The organism is Tessaracoccus defluvii (genome assembly GCF_014489575.1).
Taxonomy (GTDB): domain Bacteria; phylum Actinomycetota; class Actinomycetes; order Propionibacteriales; family Propionibacteriaceae; genus Arachnia; species Arachnia defluvii.
Map to the genome: position 1 here is coordinate 1,668,570 of NZ_CP060789.1, position 14,602 is coordinate 1,683,171.

Consider the following 14,602-nt stretch of genomic DNA (forward strand, 5'->3'; position numbering starts at 1 on the left):
CCTCCCCCACACCCGTGCAGGCCGACGCCTGGCGCTCCATCGCCGACGGCGACCACTCGCTCGTCGTCGCCCCCACCGGGTCCGGCAAGACACTCGCCGCCTTCCTGTGGGCCATCGACTCCCTGACCACCCGCGAGCATCCGCAGGCCGGCACCACCGTCGTCTACCTGTCGCCGCTGAAGGCGCTCGGCGTCGACGTCGCCCGCAACCTGCAGGCCCCGCTGACGGGCATCGAACTGGCCGCCGCCCGCCTCGGCCAGCCGTTCCAGCGCCCAAGCATCGGGGTCCGCACCGGCGACACCCCCGCGTCCGAACGCGCCCGCCTCATCCGGCGCCCGCCGGACATCCTCATCACCACGCCGGAGTCGCTCTACCTGATGCTGACCAGTGCGGCCCGCAGCACGCTGACGAGCGTCACCACCGTGATCATCGACGAGATCCATGCGGTCGCAGGCACCAAACGCGGCACCCACCTGGCGCTCAGCCTGGAGCGGCTCGACGCGTTGGTCGGGCGCGACGTGCAGCGGGTCGCCCTGTCGGCGACCGTCCGGCCCATCGACAGGGTCGCGTCCTTCCTGGGCGGCGACCGCGCCGTCACCGTCGTCGCACCGCCTGCGCACAAGCTGTGGGACGTGACGGTGCGCGTCCCCGTCCCCGACCTGGCCAATCCTGGCCCACCGCCCGGCGCCGAACCGCTCGACCCGTTGCTGAGCGGCGGCGGCACCGACACGCTGACGGTGGGAGCGCAGTCCGGCAACTCGCTGTGGCCGCACATCGAGCAGGAGATCTACGAGACGGTCAAGGCCGGGCGCTCGACGCTGGTCTTCACCAACGGGCGCCGCACCGCCGAGCGGCTGACGGGCCGCCTGAACGAGCTGTGGGCCGCCGAGCACGACCCGTCCACGCTGCCGCCCCCGCCACCCCGCCCGCCTGCGCAGCTGATGGCCGCCTCGGGCACGGTCCGCGGCGCCCCCGCCACCATCGCCAGGGCCCACCACGGCTCCGTCAGCAAGGAGCAGCGGGCCGACATCGAATCCGCACTGAAGGCCGGCGACCTGAAGTGCGTCGTCGCCACCAGCTCGCTGGAGCTGGGTATCGACATGGGCGCCGTCGACCGCGTCATCCAGGTCGCGTCGCCGCCGTCGGTGGCGAGCGCGCTGCAGCGCGTCGGCAGGGCCGGGCACGAGGTCGGCGCCGTCTCCGTCGGCGACATCTACCCCATGTTCCGCGCGGACCTGGCACCCGCCGTCGTCGCGACCGAACACATGCTCGCCGGCGACATCGAGGAGCTGCGGGTGCCGAGGAACCCGCTCGACGTGCTGGCGCAGCAGACGGTGGCCGCCGCCGCGGCCGCGGGCGATGCGGGCCTCGACGTCGACGAGTGGTTCCGCTGCGTCACCCGCTCGCTCCCCTACCGGGCCCTGACCGACGACCTGTTCGCCTCGGTCGTCGAGCTGCTCACCGGCGCCTTCCCGTCGGCCGACTTCGGGAGTCTGCGGGCCCGGCTCGTCCACGGCGACGACAACCGGCTCTACGCCCGGCCGGGGGCGTTGCGCCTCGCCGCCACCTCCGGCGGCACCATCCCCGACCGTGGCCTCTACGGCGTCTTCCTCGCGGGCGACGAGTCGGGCGCGCGTCGGGTGGGCGAGCTGGATGAGGAGATGGTCTACGAGTCCCGCGTCGGTGACGTGTTCGCGCTCGGCGCCTCCTCATGGCGGATCGAGGAGATCACGCGCGACCAGGTGCGGGTCACGCCCGCTCCGGGCAACACGGGCCGGCTGCCGTTCTGGAAGGGCGACGACGACGGCCGCCCGGCCGAGTTCGGCCGCAACATCGGCCGCTTCCACCGCGAGGTCGTCAAGGACCGGACCCGTCTCGAGCGCGACTATGTCGACGACGACACCCGCGCCAACCTGCTGACCTACCTGGACGAGCAGCGCACAGCCACCGGGGTGCTGCCGGACGAACGCACGATCGTCGTCGAGCGGTTCCGGGACGAGCTTGGCGACTGGCGGGTGGTCCTGCACTCCCCCATCGGCAAGCGTGTGCTGGCGGCCTGGGCCCTGGTGATCGGCGAGGCGCTGACCCGCACCGGCGGCGTGGACGCCCACCCCGTCGCCGGCGACGACGGCATCGTCCTGCGGCTGCCCGACTCCGACGTGGCGGAGACTGTCGCGTCGCTCGTGGTGGCGGACCCGGACGAGGTCGCCGACATCGTCGCGACCGCCGTCGGCGGCACCGCCCTGTTCGCCGGCCGGTTCCGGGAGTGCGCCGCCCGGGCTCTGCTCCTGCCCCGCCCCGATCCGCGACGCCGCGCGCCCCTGTGGCAGCAGCGCAAGCGGGCCGCCCAGCTGCTCGAGGTGGCTCGGCAGTACCCGCGCTTCCCCATCGTGTTGGAGGCCGTGCGCGAGGTGACGCAGGACGTGTACGACGTCCCCGCGCTCGTCGAGCTCATGCGTGGCCTCGCCACCGGCAGCGTCCGGCTCGTCGAGGTCGTCACCGAGCAGCCCAGCCCGTTCGCGGCCTCACTGCTGTTCCGCTACCCCGGCGCGTTCATCTACGACGGCGACATCCCCCTGGCTGAGCGCCGGGCGGCGCTCCTGTCGATGGATCCGGACCTGCTGGCCGCGGCGCTTGGCACGCTCGATCTGCGGGAGGTCCTCGACCCGGACGTCGTCGCGGAGGTGGTCGGCGAGCTGCAGCACACGGCCGGGGAGCGGCGCGTCGCCACCGTCGAGCAGCTGGCCGACCTGCTCCGACTGCTGGGGCCGGTCCCGCTCGCGGCGCTGCCCGCACACGTCGCCGACGGCGCGGCCGCGGCCGACCTGATCGCCGAGCTCGGGCCGCGTGGGGCCCTGGTCCGACTGGCAGGCGCCGACCATCTGACGGCGCCGTCCGACCTCGGCCTCCTGCGCGACGCGCTGGGCATCCCGGTGCCCGCGGGGCATTCCGCGCCCGCCAGCGCCGGCCGCGATCCGCTGACCCAGCTGCTGTCCCGCTATGCACGGACCCACGGCCCCTTCACCGCAGGCGAGGCCGCGGCCACCTTCGGGATCGGTCCCGCCACGGCCGCGGCGATCCTGGACAGGGAGGCAGCGGAGCGGCGGCTCACCACCGGCCGGTTCACGCCGGGCGTGACGGAGACCGAGTACGTCGACGTCGAGGTGCTCCGCAGGCTCCGGTCCCGCTCCCTGGCCCGCGCCCGGGCCGAGGTGCAGCCCGTCTCGCAGAGCGCGTTCGCCCGCTTCCTGGCCGAGCACCAGGGCCTCGACGAGCGGCCGACGTCGAGCGCGGACGAGGTCCTGCTGGCGCTCCAGCGCCTCGCTGGCGTCGCGCTCCCTGCCTCGGCCTGGGAGACGCACGTGCTGCCCGCCCGGCTGAGCGGCTACCAACCGGCCCATCTCGACGCCCTGATCGCGGAGGGCGAGGTCGTCATCCGGTTCCGCGGCAGCGCCGGCCCCAACGACCCGCTCGTCGCGCTCCTGCCCGCCGACGACCTCGATCTGCTGGCTCCGTCCCCGGAGGCCCCAGCGAGGAGTCCCTGGCCGTGGCCAGCGCGCTCGCGGGCGGAGACGGCACGCTCGCCTCGCTGGGCGAGGCCGCCCCCGGCCTCGAGGCCGTCTGGCTGGCCGCCGAGGAGGGGGTGCTCTCGCCGGCCACGATGGCCCCGGTCCGGGCCCGCGTCGGCGGCTCCCGCACCGGCGCCCACAAGGCGTCGCGCCCGTCCCCGCGGCACAGGGCGCGGCTGCCCCGGCTGGGCCGGATGCCGCTGGCCCGGACCGGGCGGGGCGTCGCCGGCCTGGCCCGCTGGTACCGGGTGCCGGCCGATCCGCTGACCCGCGCCGAGGCCGCGCTGGGCCTCGCATCGGCCTGGCTGGAGCGCTACGGGGTGATCACCCGTGGCGGGGTGACCGCCGACGGCACCCCCGGCGGGTTCGCCGCCGCCTACCGGCTGCTCAGCGAGCTCGAGTCGGCGGGGAAGATGCTGCGCGGCTACATCGTCGAGGGGCTCGGCGGGGCACAGTTCTCCACGCCGGAGGTGATCTCACGCGTCCGCCGTCACGCCGACTCGGTGGACAGGACCGAGTGGCCGTCGGGTGCCGCGACGCCGACCGCGCACGTCCTCGTCGCCCTCGACCCGGCCAACCCGTACGGCTCGGTCCTGCCCTGGCCCGCACACCCGACGGCGCATCCCTCCCGGGCGGCCGGCGCCCTCGTCGTGCTGGCCGACGGCCTCTGCCTGGCGCACCTGACCCGCGGCGGCCGCGTCCTCACGCTCTTCGGCCCTCCCGAGTCGCGGGTCGGGCATGCGGCCCTGGTGGGCGCGGCACTGCAGCGCGCCGTCGATGAGGGACGCATGCACCGGCTCCGGATCGAGGAGGTCGACGGCGGCCGCGTCGGCGCCAGCGGGTTGGAGGACGTCCTCCGCGCGGCAGGCGCCCGGCTGACCCCCAGCGGGGTCACCTTCGAGGGCCGGCGCGCCTGAGGTCGGCGGGCCGCCTGGATAGACTCGGATCGTCCGCCGACACCGCCGTCGGGGTGCACGGCTGAACAGAGACGCAGAAGGGTCAGGCATGACCGATCTCGGGAACCGACAGATCCACCTGGATTTCCACACGTCGGGCAGCATCGATCCGATCGCCTCGCGCTTCGATGCTGATGCCTTCGCGACGCGCCTTGCCGATGCGGACGTCACGTCCGTCAACGTGTTCGCCAAGTGCCACCACGGCTACTCCTACTACCCCACGGATGTCGGGACCGTGCACCCCGGCCTGTCGCGCGACCTCCTGGGCGAGCAGCTCACGGCCCTCAGGCGTCGCGGCATCAAGGCGCCCGTCTACGTCAGCGTGCTCTGGGACGACCTCGCGGGCGTCCTGCATCCCGAGTGGATCGCGACGGATCGCCAGGGACGGCTCCTGGCCCAGCCTCCCTTCTCGGGCGCATCGGTCATGACGGGCGGCATCGGCTGGACGGTGATGGACCTCGCTTCAGGCTTCGCTGGCTACGTGTTGGATCAGGTGGGCGAGATCTGTGAGCGGTACCGACCCGATGGGATCTGGTTCGACATCGTGTCGGTGGTCCCGAGCTATTCCCCGGCCAGCCTGGCGCGCATGCGGGGCCTCGGCATCGACGTGACGGACGAGGCTGCGGTCGAGGCCCACTACCTGGGCATCCGCGACGGCTTCATCGCGGATGCGAGGGCCGTGATCGACGAGTTCGCCCCGGGCGCGAGCCTCGTGGTCAACCACACGGTCGACGCCTGGTTGTCGGGGACCACCGCCGCCCAGACGCAGCTGGACGTCGAGTCGTTGCCCACCTCCGGCAACGCGTGGGGCTACACGCACTACCCCGTCTATGCCCGCTACGCCCGCACCTTCGGCAGGCCGATCGTCGGTATGACCGGGCGCTTCCACCGCTCCTGGGCAGACTTCGGGGGCCTCAAGACCCGCGACCAGCTCCGCTACGAGATCGGCACGATCCTCGCCGCGGGAGGGGGCGTCTGTGTCGGGGACCAGCTGGACCCGGACGGTGAACTCGACGGCGCCGTCTACCGCACCATCGGTGACGGCTTCGCCCGCGTGAAGGCCCTCGACCCCTGGCTCACGGCCGCCTCACCCCGGGTGGAGGCGGCCGTGGTCGCCGCCTGGATCCACGACTCCCACGATCCCGGGCGGCGCGTCAAGGCCCTCAGCCCTGGGGTGACCGGCGCGTGCCAGATCCTGGGCGAGCTCGCCGTGCAGTACGACGTCATCGACGCGGGGCGCCTGCAGCCCGGGGCCTATCGGCTCATCGTCATTCCGGACGACGCCACGCTCTCGGGGCCCGATGCGCGGGCCATCGACGCGGCGGTGGCCGCCGGCGCCGTGGTGCTGACGGCGGGAGCGGCGGTCTTCGACGCCGCCGGGGACGCGGTCCTCGAGGGTGTCCCTGCCCGGAGTGGCGGGTGGTCGGCCACCACCCCCGTGTATCTGCGCACCGGCAGTCTCGCGGACGCCCAGGCGAGCGAACTCGACCGCGACTATCCCTATGCGAGTTACCGCGGTGCGCTGACACTGCGCCCCCTCGCCGGGGCCGACTCCGAGGGATCGGTGCTCGAAGCACGCTTCAACCGCACCTGGGAGCACTTCACCAGCCACGCACACGCCCCCGTGTCACAGGAGCTGGTGGGCCCACTGGTCTGCCGCGGCGGACGCTTCACCGTCCTGGCCACGCCCGCCTTCTCGGACTACGCCCTCGACGACTACTGGGTGACGGGAGAGCTGATCCGGCAGACCCTGGTTCCGCTGTTGCCGGAGCGTCTCCTCTCCCACGACGGGCCCCCATGGTTGGAGGCGTCGCTGCTGTCGCAGGAGGCCACCTCCGAGCATCCCGGTCGTGACGTCATCCACCTGGTCGCCTTTCAGCCGCGACGCATCTCGACGTCGGTGCCACGCGTGGACAGGGGCCACCCGCTGGGGAGGACGACGCTCCGCGTCACCGCGAAGGCGCCACCGTCCGCCGTCTACCTGGCCCCCGACCTCGTCCCGGTGCCGTATGTCGTCGACGGCTCCGTCGTCGAGATCACGCTCGCCGAGGTGGAGCCCAGCACTGTGATCGTCGTCGAGGGCGGCCGGGACGACCGTGCCTGAGGGTGACTCCGTCGCGCGCCTGTCGCGCCGCCTGCAGCCGCTGGTGGGCCGCACCATCGAGCACAGCGACTTCCGCGTCCCCCACCTCGCCACCGTCGACCTCACCGGAACCGTGATCACCCGCGTCTGGCCCCACGGCAAGCACCTCTTCTGGGCGTGCGGCGACCTGGTGCTCCACACCCACCTGCGGATGGAGGGCAACTGGCGGATCCATCCCGTCGGCACCCGCTGGTCGGCGCCGGCGCACACGGCGCGGGTCGTGCTGAGGGTCAGCGGCGACATCGAACTGGTGGGCCACGACCTGGGGCTCGTGGAGGTCTGGCCGGCCACCCAGTACGGCGCGCGCACGGGCCACCTCGGCCCCGATCCCCTCGCCGACGACTGGACGACGCCCGGTCGCTGGCTTCCCGACGGGCGGAGCGAGGCGCTACGCCGCGTGCTCGCCGTCCCCGGCCGCACCATCGGCGAGGCGCTGCTGGACCAGCGCACGATCGCGGGCATCGGCAACGAGTACCGGGCCGAGGTCTGTTTCCTGAGCGGCGTCCACCCGGGCGTCGCCGTCGCCGATGTCGACGCGGCTGCGATCGTCGACCGCTCGGCCCACCTCCTGCGGGCCAACCTCGACAGCCCCGTCCGGACCTTCACCGGCGATCATCGGCGCGGGCACACCACCTTCGTGTTCGGCCGCAGAGGGCAGCCATGCCGGCGCTGCGGAGCGTCCATCGAGGCCGACACGCTCGGCGGCGGCACGAGCATCGCCGACCCCCGGCAGGGACAGGAACGCCTGATCTGGTGGTGTCCACGCTGCCAGCCGAGGCCCTGACACAGGCTCTCAGCGGCCGCTCAGCGTGACCAGGATCGGCCAGTGGTCGGCGCCGGCGGTGTCGACGGAACGGAGGATCTCTACCGTGGCCTGCCCCGGGTGCAGCGGCGGCCCGACGAGTGCCCTGTCGATGGAGATGCCGAGCCACGGCGGCAGCCATGTGGGCCAGGTGCTCGCCGCCCCGGCGCCATGAGCGACGGCGACGTCAGCGCAGGCACCGAGCCTGTCGCCCGGAAGATGATTGAGGGTGGCGTTGAAATCGCCGACGGCCAGCACGAACTCATTGTCCCGACAGGCCCGTCGCACCCACCGCAGCTGCTTGCCCCGCACGTCCACATTGCCGAGCGACGGCTGAGTGATGTGCGCGGCGAGGATCACCGGAGTCCCCGCCGACGCCGTGGCGGGAGCAACCGTCAGTCCGGCCCAGGGAGGGTTCCCGGGCACCAACCCGTAGCCGCCGGTCTCCGCGACGTCGGAGCGGATCAGGACCCCCGTCGCCTCCGGGCCGAAGTACTCATTGCTCCAGCCGAGCTCTCGCAGCCCGTCCGACACGCGTCTTCCAGCGAGCGATCCGGTCTCCGGCAGGATGATGACCTCGACGTCACGGTCGCGCACCACCGACGCGATGGCGGAGACGATGTCCGCCGGCGAGGTGTCCTGGGCGTTCCAGGACAGGACCGTCAGGCCCCCTTGCGTGGGTGGGGGCGGGTCGATGACGCCCTGGACGAGGACGCGCCCCCCGTACAGGCTGGACACCAGCAACCCGGCGATCGCCACCGGAATCAGGACACGCCGGCGGCGTCCGAAGATGCCACACCCGAGGGCGAGTAGCGCCGCCACGCCGACGGACAGGGCGATGACCTTGTCGGGTGCGACGAGGATCGCGAACACTTCCCACTGCCGCAGCCGTGTCATGGGGGCGAGCCACAACAACCCGATGAGCGTGACCGTCAGCCACGCCCCCCGGATCGTCCAGCTCGACACCGGCCCACCAGCCTCTGTCCGCCCGTCGGCTCAGCCGACGAGGTGGGGCTCCAGAAGTTCGCGGGTGCGGTCACCCAGGTCGAGCGGCCGACCGTCGAGGCCTGCGCTCACCAGCACGGTGCGCCCGCGGGCGTAGAGCGTTCCGTCGTCGGGGTTCACCAGCTCCGTCGACAGCGTCATGGAGGATCCGCCGAGCTTCACGGGCGCGACACGCGCCTCGTAGGCCTCGATGCGATGCGACAGCTGGGAGACGAAGTCGACGTCCTGGCGCACGACGAGCCAGAGCCGGTCGGAGCCCGGTGAACCCGCCCTCGCCATCTCCGGGTCCCACAGCGTCGTCGCCGCCACCCTGGCCTGCTGCACGTAGTCGAAGAAGGTGGCGTTGTTGACGTGACCGTAGGCGTCGAGATCCGACCAGCGAACGTGGATCGGCACCGCCAGTCCGCGGCCGCGCAGGTCCGGCGCGGGGATCGGCCGCAGCTTCTCCACCTCGATTCGATGGCCGTCGAAGAACTTCCTGTCCTGTGGGGAGAGCCGCACCGGGCGCTGCTCGTCGAAGTCGAACGGGCACAGCACCGTCCTGGCCAGGGCCGCGACCTCGCCGCCCTGGCGGATCGCATACGCGATCTCGATGCGCGATCCGCCCAGCTGCGAGACGCCGAGGTCGATCGTCACCGAGTCGGGGATGTAGTCGATGGGCCGGTGGTACTCCACCTGGTGCCCGACGACCACGATCCCCGTGTCGAGCAACGCCGTCGCAGGCCCCGACCGCAGGAAGGCCACGCGGGCCTCCTGCAGATAGTCGACGACGACGGCGTTGTTGACGTGCCCCTGCGCGTCGAGGTCGCCCCAGCGCAGCGGGCAGCTGAACTGGAACACTCAGTCTTCCTGCGGGTACATCTTCTCGACGAGGTCCCCGTACGTGTCCGTGACCACGGAACGACGGATCTTCATGTTGGCCGTCACGCCGGCGTTTTCCACTGTCAACTCGTGGTCGAGGATCGTGAACTTCTTCACGGTCTCCCAGCGCTCGAGCTTCGCGTTGACCCGCTCCATCCAGCGCTCGATGCTGTCGCGGATCTCGGGACGCTGCGACAGTTCGGCGTAGCCGCCCTGGATGGCCCGCTTGTCGGCCCACTTCTGCAGCAGCGCCGGGTCGAGAACGACGAGCGCGGAGACGTACTTGCGGCCGTCGCCGATCGCGATGGACTGCGAGACGAACGGGATGTTGGCCTGGATGGCGCCCTCGACCTTCTGCGGGGCGACGTACTTGCCGCCCGAGGTCTTGAAGAGGTCCTTCTTCCGGTCGGTGATCCGGAGTCGGCCGGAGGCCGTCAGCTCTCCGATGTCGCCGGTGTGGTACCAGCCGTCCTCCTCGAGCACCTCGGCGTTCTTGTTCCCCAGCTTGTGGTAGCCGGGGTGACGATGGGGCCGCGCAGCATCACCTCGCCGTCGTCGGCGATGCGGACCTCGACGCCGGGGACGACCAGGCCGACGGTGCCGAACTCGGGCTGCGACGGCTCGTCGACCGCGGCGATGGCGCTCGTCTCCGTGGATCCGTAACCCTCGACGACGATGATGCCGGCGCCGTAGAACCACTGCTGCACCTGGGGGCTCAGCTTGGCCGAGCCGGAGATCATGAACTTCATCCGGCCGCCGAGGCGTTCCTTCAGCTTCGAGAAAACGAGCTTGTCAGCCAGCTTGTACTTGAAGGCGAGCGCCCCGGGGAGCTCGCGGCCTGCGAGGCGATCCTCGATCGAGGCGTACCCGACGGAGAAGGCCCAGCGGGCGATCTTGCCCTTGAGGCCCGTGTTGCCGGTGAGCACGGCCGCGCGAACCTTCTCGAAAATGCGGGGGGCGCCGCACATGACGGTGGGGTGCACCTCGCCCAGCCCCTGCACGATCTTGTCGATGCGGCCGTCGACGGCGGAGCAGAAGCCGATCTGCACCTGGCAGGCGATCAGGGCCTTGCCGAAGACGTGGCTGAGCGGAAGCCAGAGGTAGTGGAGATCGTCCTTCTCGATGATCTGGCGGTGCTCGATCGCCACACCCTCGTAGACCCAGGACATGTGGTTGAGGCGCACACCCTTCGGGCGGCCGGTGGTGCCGGAGGTGTAGATGAGGGTGGAGAGGGTGTCCTTGGTGGTCGACGCGATCGACTCGGCGAGCGCGGACGGGTGCGCCGCATTGTGCGCGCGCCCAGCCTCCCGCAGCTGCTGGTAGGAGACGACGCGGTCGTTCAGCTCGACGCCGACGGGATCCAGGACGACGACGGTGTGGACCTGCTGGTCGAGCTGCTCGTCGTCGGCGATCTTGGCGAGCTGCGCGGCGTTCTCGGCCACGAAGACCACCGAGTCGGAGTCCTTGACGATGTAGTGGACGTCAGCAGGCCCCGTGTTGGGGTAGACGGTGGTCGTCGCGCCGGCGGCGACGGCGATGGCGAGGTCGAGGAAGATCCACTCGAGGCGCGTGTTGGAGCAGATGGCGACGCGGTCCTCGTAACGCAGGCCGCGCGCCAGGAGGCCACCCGCCAGCTCGTCGACGATGTCGCTGGACTGCTTCCAGGTCAGCGAGGTCCAAGTGTTGGGCCCTTCGGCGCCGTCCGGGTACATGAACGCCGGCAGGTTCGGGGTCGCCTCGACCCGCCTCCGCAGCATCTGTCCGACGCTGTCGGCGGCCTTCTCAAGCAACTGTTCGCGGATATCCACGACGATCCCCTCTCCTAAGTCTGGTTGGCAAGCGTAGTGGTACCCGGGGTGTGTAGGGGGGATATCCATACCCTTGGTACTTGAATCGTCAACCACAGTGGTAGGCTGTGGGGCATGTCAGAACCAGTCGGAGGGTGGCTCACCGAATCCCAGCAGCGCGTCTGGCGTTCCTATCTCCTGGCCGCCACGCACGTCCGGGACTACCTGGAGGCTGCACTGCAGGACTACCACCTGAGCCTGGCCGAGTACGAGTTGCTGGTGCGGATGAGCGAGTCTCCCGACCGTACCGTCCGGATGGGCGAGCTCGCGGCCTCGGTCGGACACTCGCGCTCCCGGCTCACGCACACCATCAAGCGGATGGAGTCGGCCGGCTACGTCGAGCGCATGTCGTGCGCCTCGGACGGCCGCGGCGTGCAGGCGAGAATGACCGACGCAGGATTCGCTCTGCTGCAGACCGCGGCCCCCGCCCACGTCGACTCGGTCCGCCGCGTCTTCGTCGACGCGATCGACGCGGAAGATTTCGCCGCCCTGGGCCGGGCGATGCAGGCCACGCTGGCGGTGGCAGACTAGGCCGGGTGACCGTTACCGCCACCTCGCCGCTCTCCCGCTTCCTCGACGGCCTCGGCGACCTGGCGGAGATCGTCGACTGCTCCACCCTGGCGCGCGCGCTGTACTCCTCCGACGCCTCGCTCTACCGGGTCCCGCCGCAGGCCGTCGCCCGGCCCCGCACCCCCGACGAGCTGATCACCGTCGTGCGGGCCGCCCTGGAGGCCGAACTGCCCATCACGGCGCGCGGCGCCGGCACGTCCTGCGCGGGCAACGCCGTCGGCCCGGGGCTCGTCATCGACGTCGCCCGGCACCTGCACACGATCCACAGCATCGACCCGGAGGCACGCACCGCCGTGATCGACCCCGGCGTCGTCCAGGACCAACTGCAGATCGCGGCGCGGCCTTTCGGGCTGCGGCTCGGCCCCGACCCCTCCACCTCCAACCGCTGCACCGTCGGCGGCATGATCGGCAACAACGCCTGCGGCCCACGGGCCCTGGGCTACGGCCGCATGGCCGACAACGTCGTCAGCCTGGACATCATCACCGGCAACGGCGAACTCCTCACCCTGGGTGTCGACGACGTCCCAGAGCTGCGGACCCTCGTGGCCGCCAACCTCGGCACCATCCGCACCGAGTTCGGCACCTTCATCCGGCAGGTGTCCGGCTATTCGCTCGAGCATCTGCTGCCCGAGCGGAAGTTCGACCTGCCGAAGTTCTTCGCCGGCACCGAAGGCACGCTCGGCGTGATCGTGCGTGCGACGGTGCGGCTCGTCGCCGACGCGCCCGAGCGGCTCATGGTCGCGCTCGGCTACCCGACGATGGCCGACGCAGGCGACGACATCTCCAACCTGCTGCGCTTCCGCCCCACGGCCTGCGAGGGCATCGACCGCCGCATCGTCGACGTCGTCGCCGCCAAGAACGGCCCCGACAGCGTCGGCCACCTCCCCGCCGGCGACGGCTGGATGTTCCTGGAGGTCGTCGGCGACGACGCCGCCGAGGTCCGCGGCCGGGCCGAGGGCATCGTCGCGGAGGCGGCCGCGCTCGAGGGCTGGATCGTCGACGACCCGGTCCGCGCGAACGAGCTGTGGAAGATCCGCGCCGACGGTGCGGGCCTCGCCGGCGTCAGCCTCGACGATCCCGCCTACGGAGGCTGGGAGGACGCAGCCGTCCCGCCGCAACACCTGGGCGACTACCTGCGCGAGTTCGACGCGTTGCTCGAGCGCCACGGCCTGCACGGCCTCCCCTACGGCCACTTCGGCGACGGCTGCGTCCACTGCCGCATCGACTTCCCGCTGACCGCCCCCGACGGCGCGCAGCGCTACCGGGACTTCGTCGAGGAGGCGGCCGCGCTGGTGGCCCGCTTCGGCGGCTCGATGTCCGGCGAACACGGCGACGGCCGGGCCCGCTCCGCGCTGCTGCCCCACATGTACTCCCCCGCTGCGCTGGGGATCTTCGCGCAGGTCAAGCACATCTTCGACCCGCGGGGACTGCTGAACCCTGGCGTCCTCGTCGACCCGGCGCCCGTCACGCAGGATCTCCGGATGGTCGCCGCCAGCCGGTCGCCCCTGTCGTCCAGCGAGGCCGAGTTCGTCGAGGCCGTCCACCAGTGCTCCGGCGTCGGCAAATGCCTCGCCAACACCACCGCTTCGGGCGGCGTGATGTGCCCGAGCTTCCAGGCCACCCGCGACGAGAAGGACTCCACCCGCGGCCGCTCCCGCATGCTGCAGGAGATGGTCAACGGCTCGCTCGTCACGCAGGGCTGGCGCTCCCCCGAGGTGCATGCGGCGCTCGACCTGTGCCTGTCGTGCAAGGGCTGCGCCCGCGACTGCCCCACCGGCATCGACATGGCCGCCTACAAGGCCCGCGTCACCCACGAGACCTACAAGGGCCGGCTGCGGCCCCGCAACCACTACGCCCTCGGCTGGCTCCCCCGCTGGGCCGCCTCATCACTGCCCTCCCCGGCCTCGGCCGACTGGTGAACCTCGTGGGTCGGACCCCCGGCCTGGGCCGCGCGCTGCGCTGGGGCGCCGGCGTCGACGCCCGCCGTCAGATCCCGACGTTCGCGTCGCGGACGGCCCGCTCCCAGCTCGGGAAGGCGCCTGCCGGCACGAAGGGGCGCGTGCTGATCTGGGTCGACTCGTTCTCCGACTGCTTCGAGTCCGAATCGTTCGCCGCCATGGCCCAACTGCTGGTTCGCCTCGGCTACGAGCCGGAGGTCCTGGACAAGACGGCCTGCTGCGGACTGACGTGGATCTCGACCGGGCAGCTCGACGGCGCCCGCCGTCAGCTGACCACCGCGGCCGCCGTCCTCGCCCCGTACGTGGCCGAGGGCGTGCCGATCGTCGGTGTCGAGCCGTCCTGCACCGCCGTCTGGCGCAGCGACGCCCCCGATCTGCTGCCCGACGACGCCAACGTCGCCGCGCTGAACGGCGCCGTCCTCACCCTGGCGGAGTTCCTCGACCGCGACCCCGACTTCGCCGCGCCCGACCTCAGCGGACACACGATCGTCGCGCAGCCCCACTGCCACCACGCCTCAGTGATCGGCTGGGCGAAGGACAGGGCCATCCTGGAGGCGACCGGGGCGAAGCTGGTCGTGGTCGGCGGCTGCTGCGGCCTCGCCGGCAACTTCGGCGTCGAGCGCGGCCACCACGAGGTGAGCGTCGCGGTGTTCGAGCACGACCTCGGGCCCGCCGTCGAGGCACATCCCGACGCGATCGTGCTGGCCGACGGCTTCTCCTGCCAGACGCAGCTGACCTCGTTGGCGGACCGGCCGTCGATGTCGCTGGCGGAACTGCTCGCCACCCACTGACGGCGCGCTCCCGGCCCGCCCGGGAGAACCCGCTGCAACCAACCGCCCCGCTGTGGCGTAATACGTCTGAAAGCAGACACTACGAGCCACAACGTGAAGG

General features: G+C 71.9%; 9 protein-coding genes and 1 pseudogene. 6 read left to right on the top strand and 4 right to left on the bottom strand.

The annotated features are described in order from the left end of the window. Window positions 1–14 precede the first annotated feature (14 nt). The 4 genes from H9L22_RS08045 to H9L22_RS08060 all read left to right on the top strand — a co-directional run bounded on the left by H9L22_RS08045 (window position 15) and on the right by H9L22_RS08060 (window position 7,452). Window positions 15–3,836, top strand: coding sequence for a DEAD/DEAH box helicase (locus H9L22_RS08045; RefSeq protein WP_187722292.1), 3,822 nt, complete (start codon window positions 15–17; stop codon window positions 3,834–3,836). Beyond that, entirely contained in the window at window positions 3,764–4,486 is a 723-nt protein-coding gene (locus H9L22_RS08050; protein ID WP_187722293.1) for an Lhr family helicase, read from the top strand. The genes H9L22_RS08045 and H9L22_RS08050 overlap by 73 nt, the downstream gene beginning before the upstream one ends. An 88-nt stretch (window positions 4,487–4,574) precedes the next feature. Beyond that, a complete protein-coding gene (locus tag H9L22_RS08055; protein ID WP_187722294.1) occupies window positions 4,575–6,629 on the top strand; it encodes an alpha-L-fucosidase in 2,055 nt (684 codons plus the stop codon). Then, window positions 6,622–7,452 (top strand): Fpg/Nei family DNA glycosylase, encoded by an 831-nt coding sequence (locus H9L22_RS08060; protein WP_187722295.1) that lies wholly within the window; start codon window positions 6,622–6,624, stop codon window positions 7,450–7,452. The genes H9L22_RS08055 and H9L22_RS08060 overlap by 8 nt, the downstream gene beginning before the upstream one ends. A 9-nt stretch (window positions 7,453–7,461) precedes the next feature. Here H9L22_RS08060 and H9L22_RS08065 read toward each other — a convergent pair whose 3' ends face one another. Genes H9L22_RS08065 through H9L22_RS08075 form a run of 4 tightly spaced genes read right to left on the bottom strand, consistent with a single transcriptional unit; the run spans window position 7,462 to window position 11,144 of the window. Then, on the bottom strand, window positions 7,462–8,436 hold the full coding sequence (locus H9L22_RS08065) for an endonuclease/exonuclease/phosphatase family protein (protein ID WP_187722296.1): 975 nt from the start codon (window positions 8,434–8,436) through the stop codon (window positions 7,462–7,464). Window positions 8,437–8,466: 30 nt separating this feature from the next. Further along, a complete protein-coding gene (locus H9L22_RS08070) occupies window positions 8,467–9,315 on the bottom strand; it encodes an acyl-CoA thioesterase (protein ID WP_187722297.1) in 849 nt (282 codons plus the stop codon). After that, complete coding sequence (locus tag H9L22_RS19690) at window positions 9,316–9,819, bottom strand: AMP-binding protein (protein WP_264292581.1); 504 nt, start codon at window positions 9,817–9,819, stop codon at window positions 9,316–9,318. Then, window positions 9,771–11,144, bottom strand: a complete 1,374-nt coding sequence (locus H9L22_RS08075; RefSeq protein ID WP_264292582.1) for an AMP-dependent synthetase/ligase — start codon at window positions 11,142–11,144, stop codon at window positions 9,771–9,773. Before H9L22_RS08075 ends, H9L22_RS19690 begins: the two co-directional genes overlap by 49 nt. A gap of 114 nt (window positions 11,145–11,258) precedes the next feature. Between H9L22_RS08075 and H9L22_RS08080 the strand changes: the two genes are divergently transcribed. Together H9L22_RS08080 and H9L22_RS08085 are read left to right on the top strand one after the other, a co-directional pair. After that, entirely contained in the window at window positions 11,259–11,714 is a 456-nt protein-coding gene (locus tag H9L22_RS08080; RefSeq protein ID WP_187722298.1) for a MarR family winged helix-turn-helix transcriptional regulator, read from the top strand. A gap of 59 nt (window positions 11,715–11,773) precedes the next feature. Then, a pseudogene (locus H9L22_RS08085) lies at window positions 11,774–14,502 on the top strand (FAD-binding and (Fe-S)-binding domain-containing protein). Window positions 14,503–14,602: the final 100 nt, after the last annotated feature.

Coding starts and splice junctions, on each gene's coding strand:
- H9L22_RS08080 (WP_187722298.1), top strand. CDS start 11,259: ATGTCAGAACCAGTCGGAGGGTGGCTCACCGAATCCCAGCAGCGCGTC.
- H9L22_RS08050 (WP_187722293.1), top strand. CDS start 3,764: ATGCCGCTGGCCCGGACCGGGCGGGGCGTCGCCGGCCTGGCCCGCTGG.
- H9L22_RS08055 (WP_187722294.1), top strand. CDS start 4,575: ATGACCGATCTCGGGAACCGACAGATCCACCTGGATTTCCACACGTCG.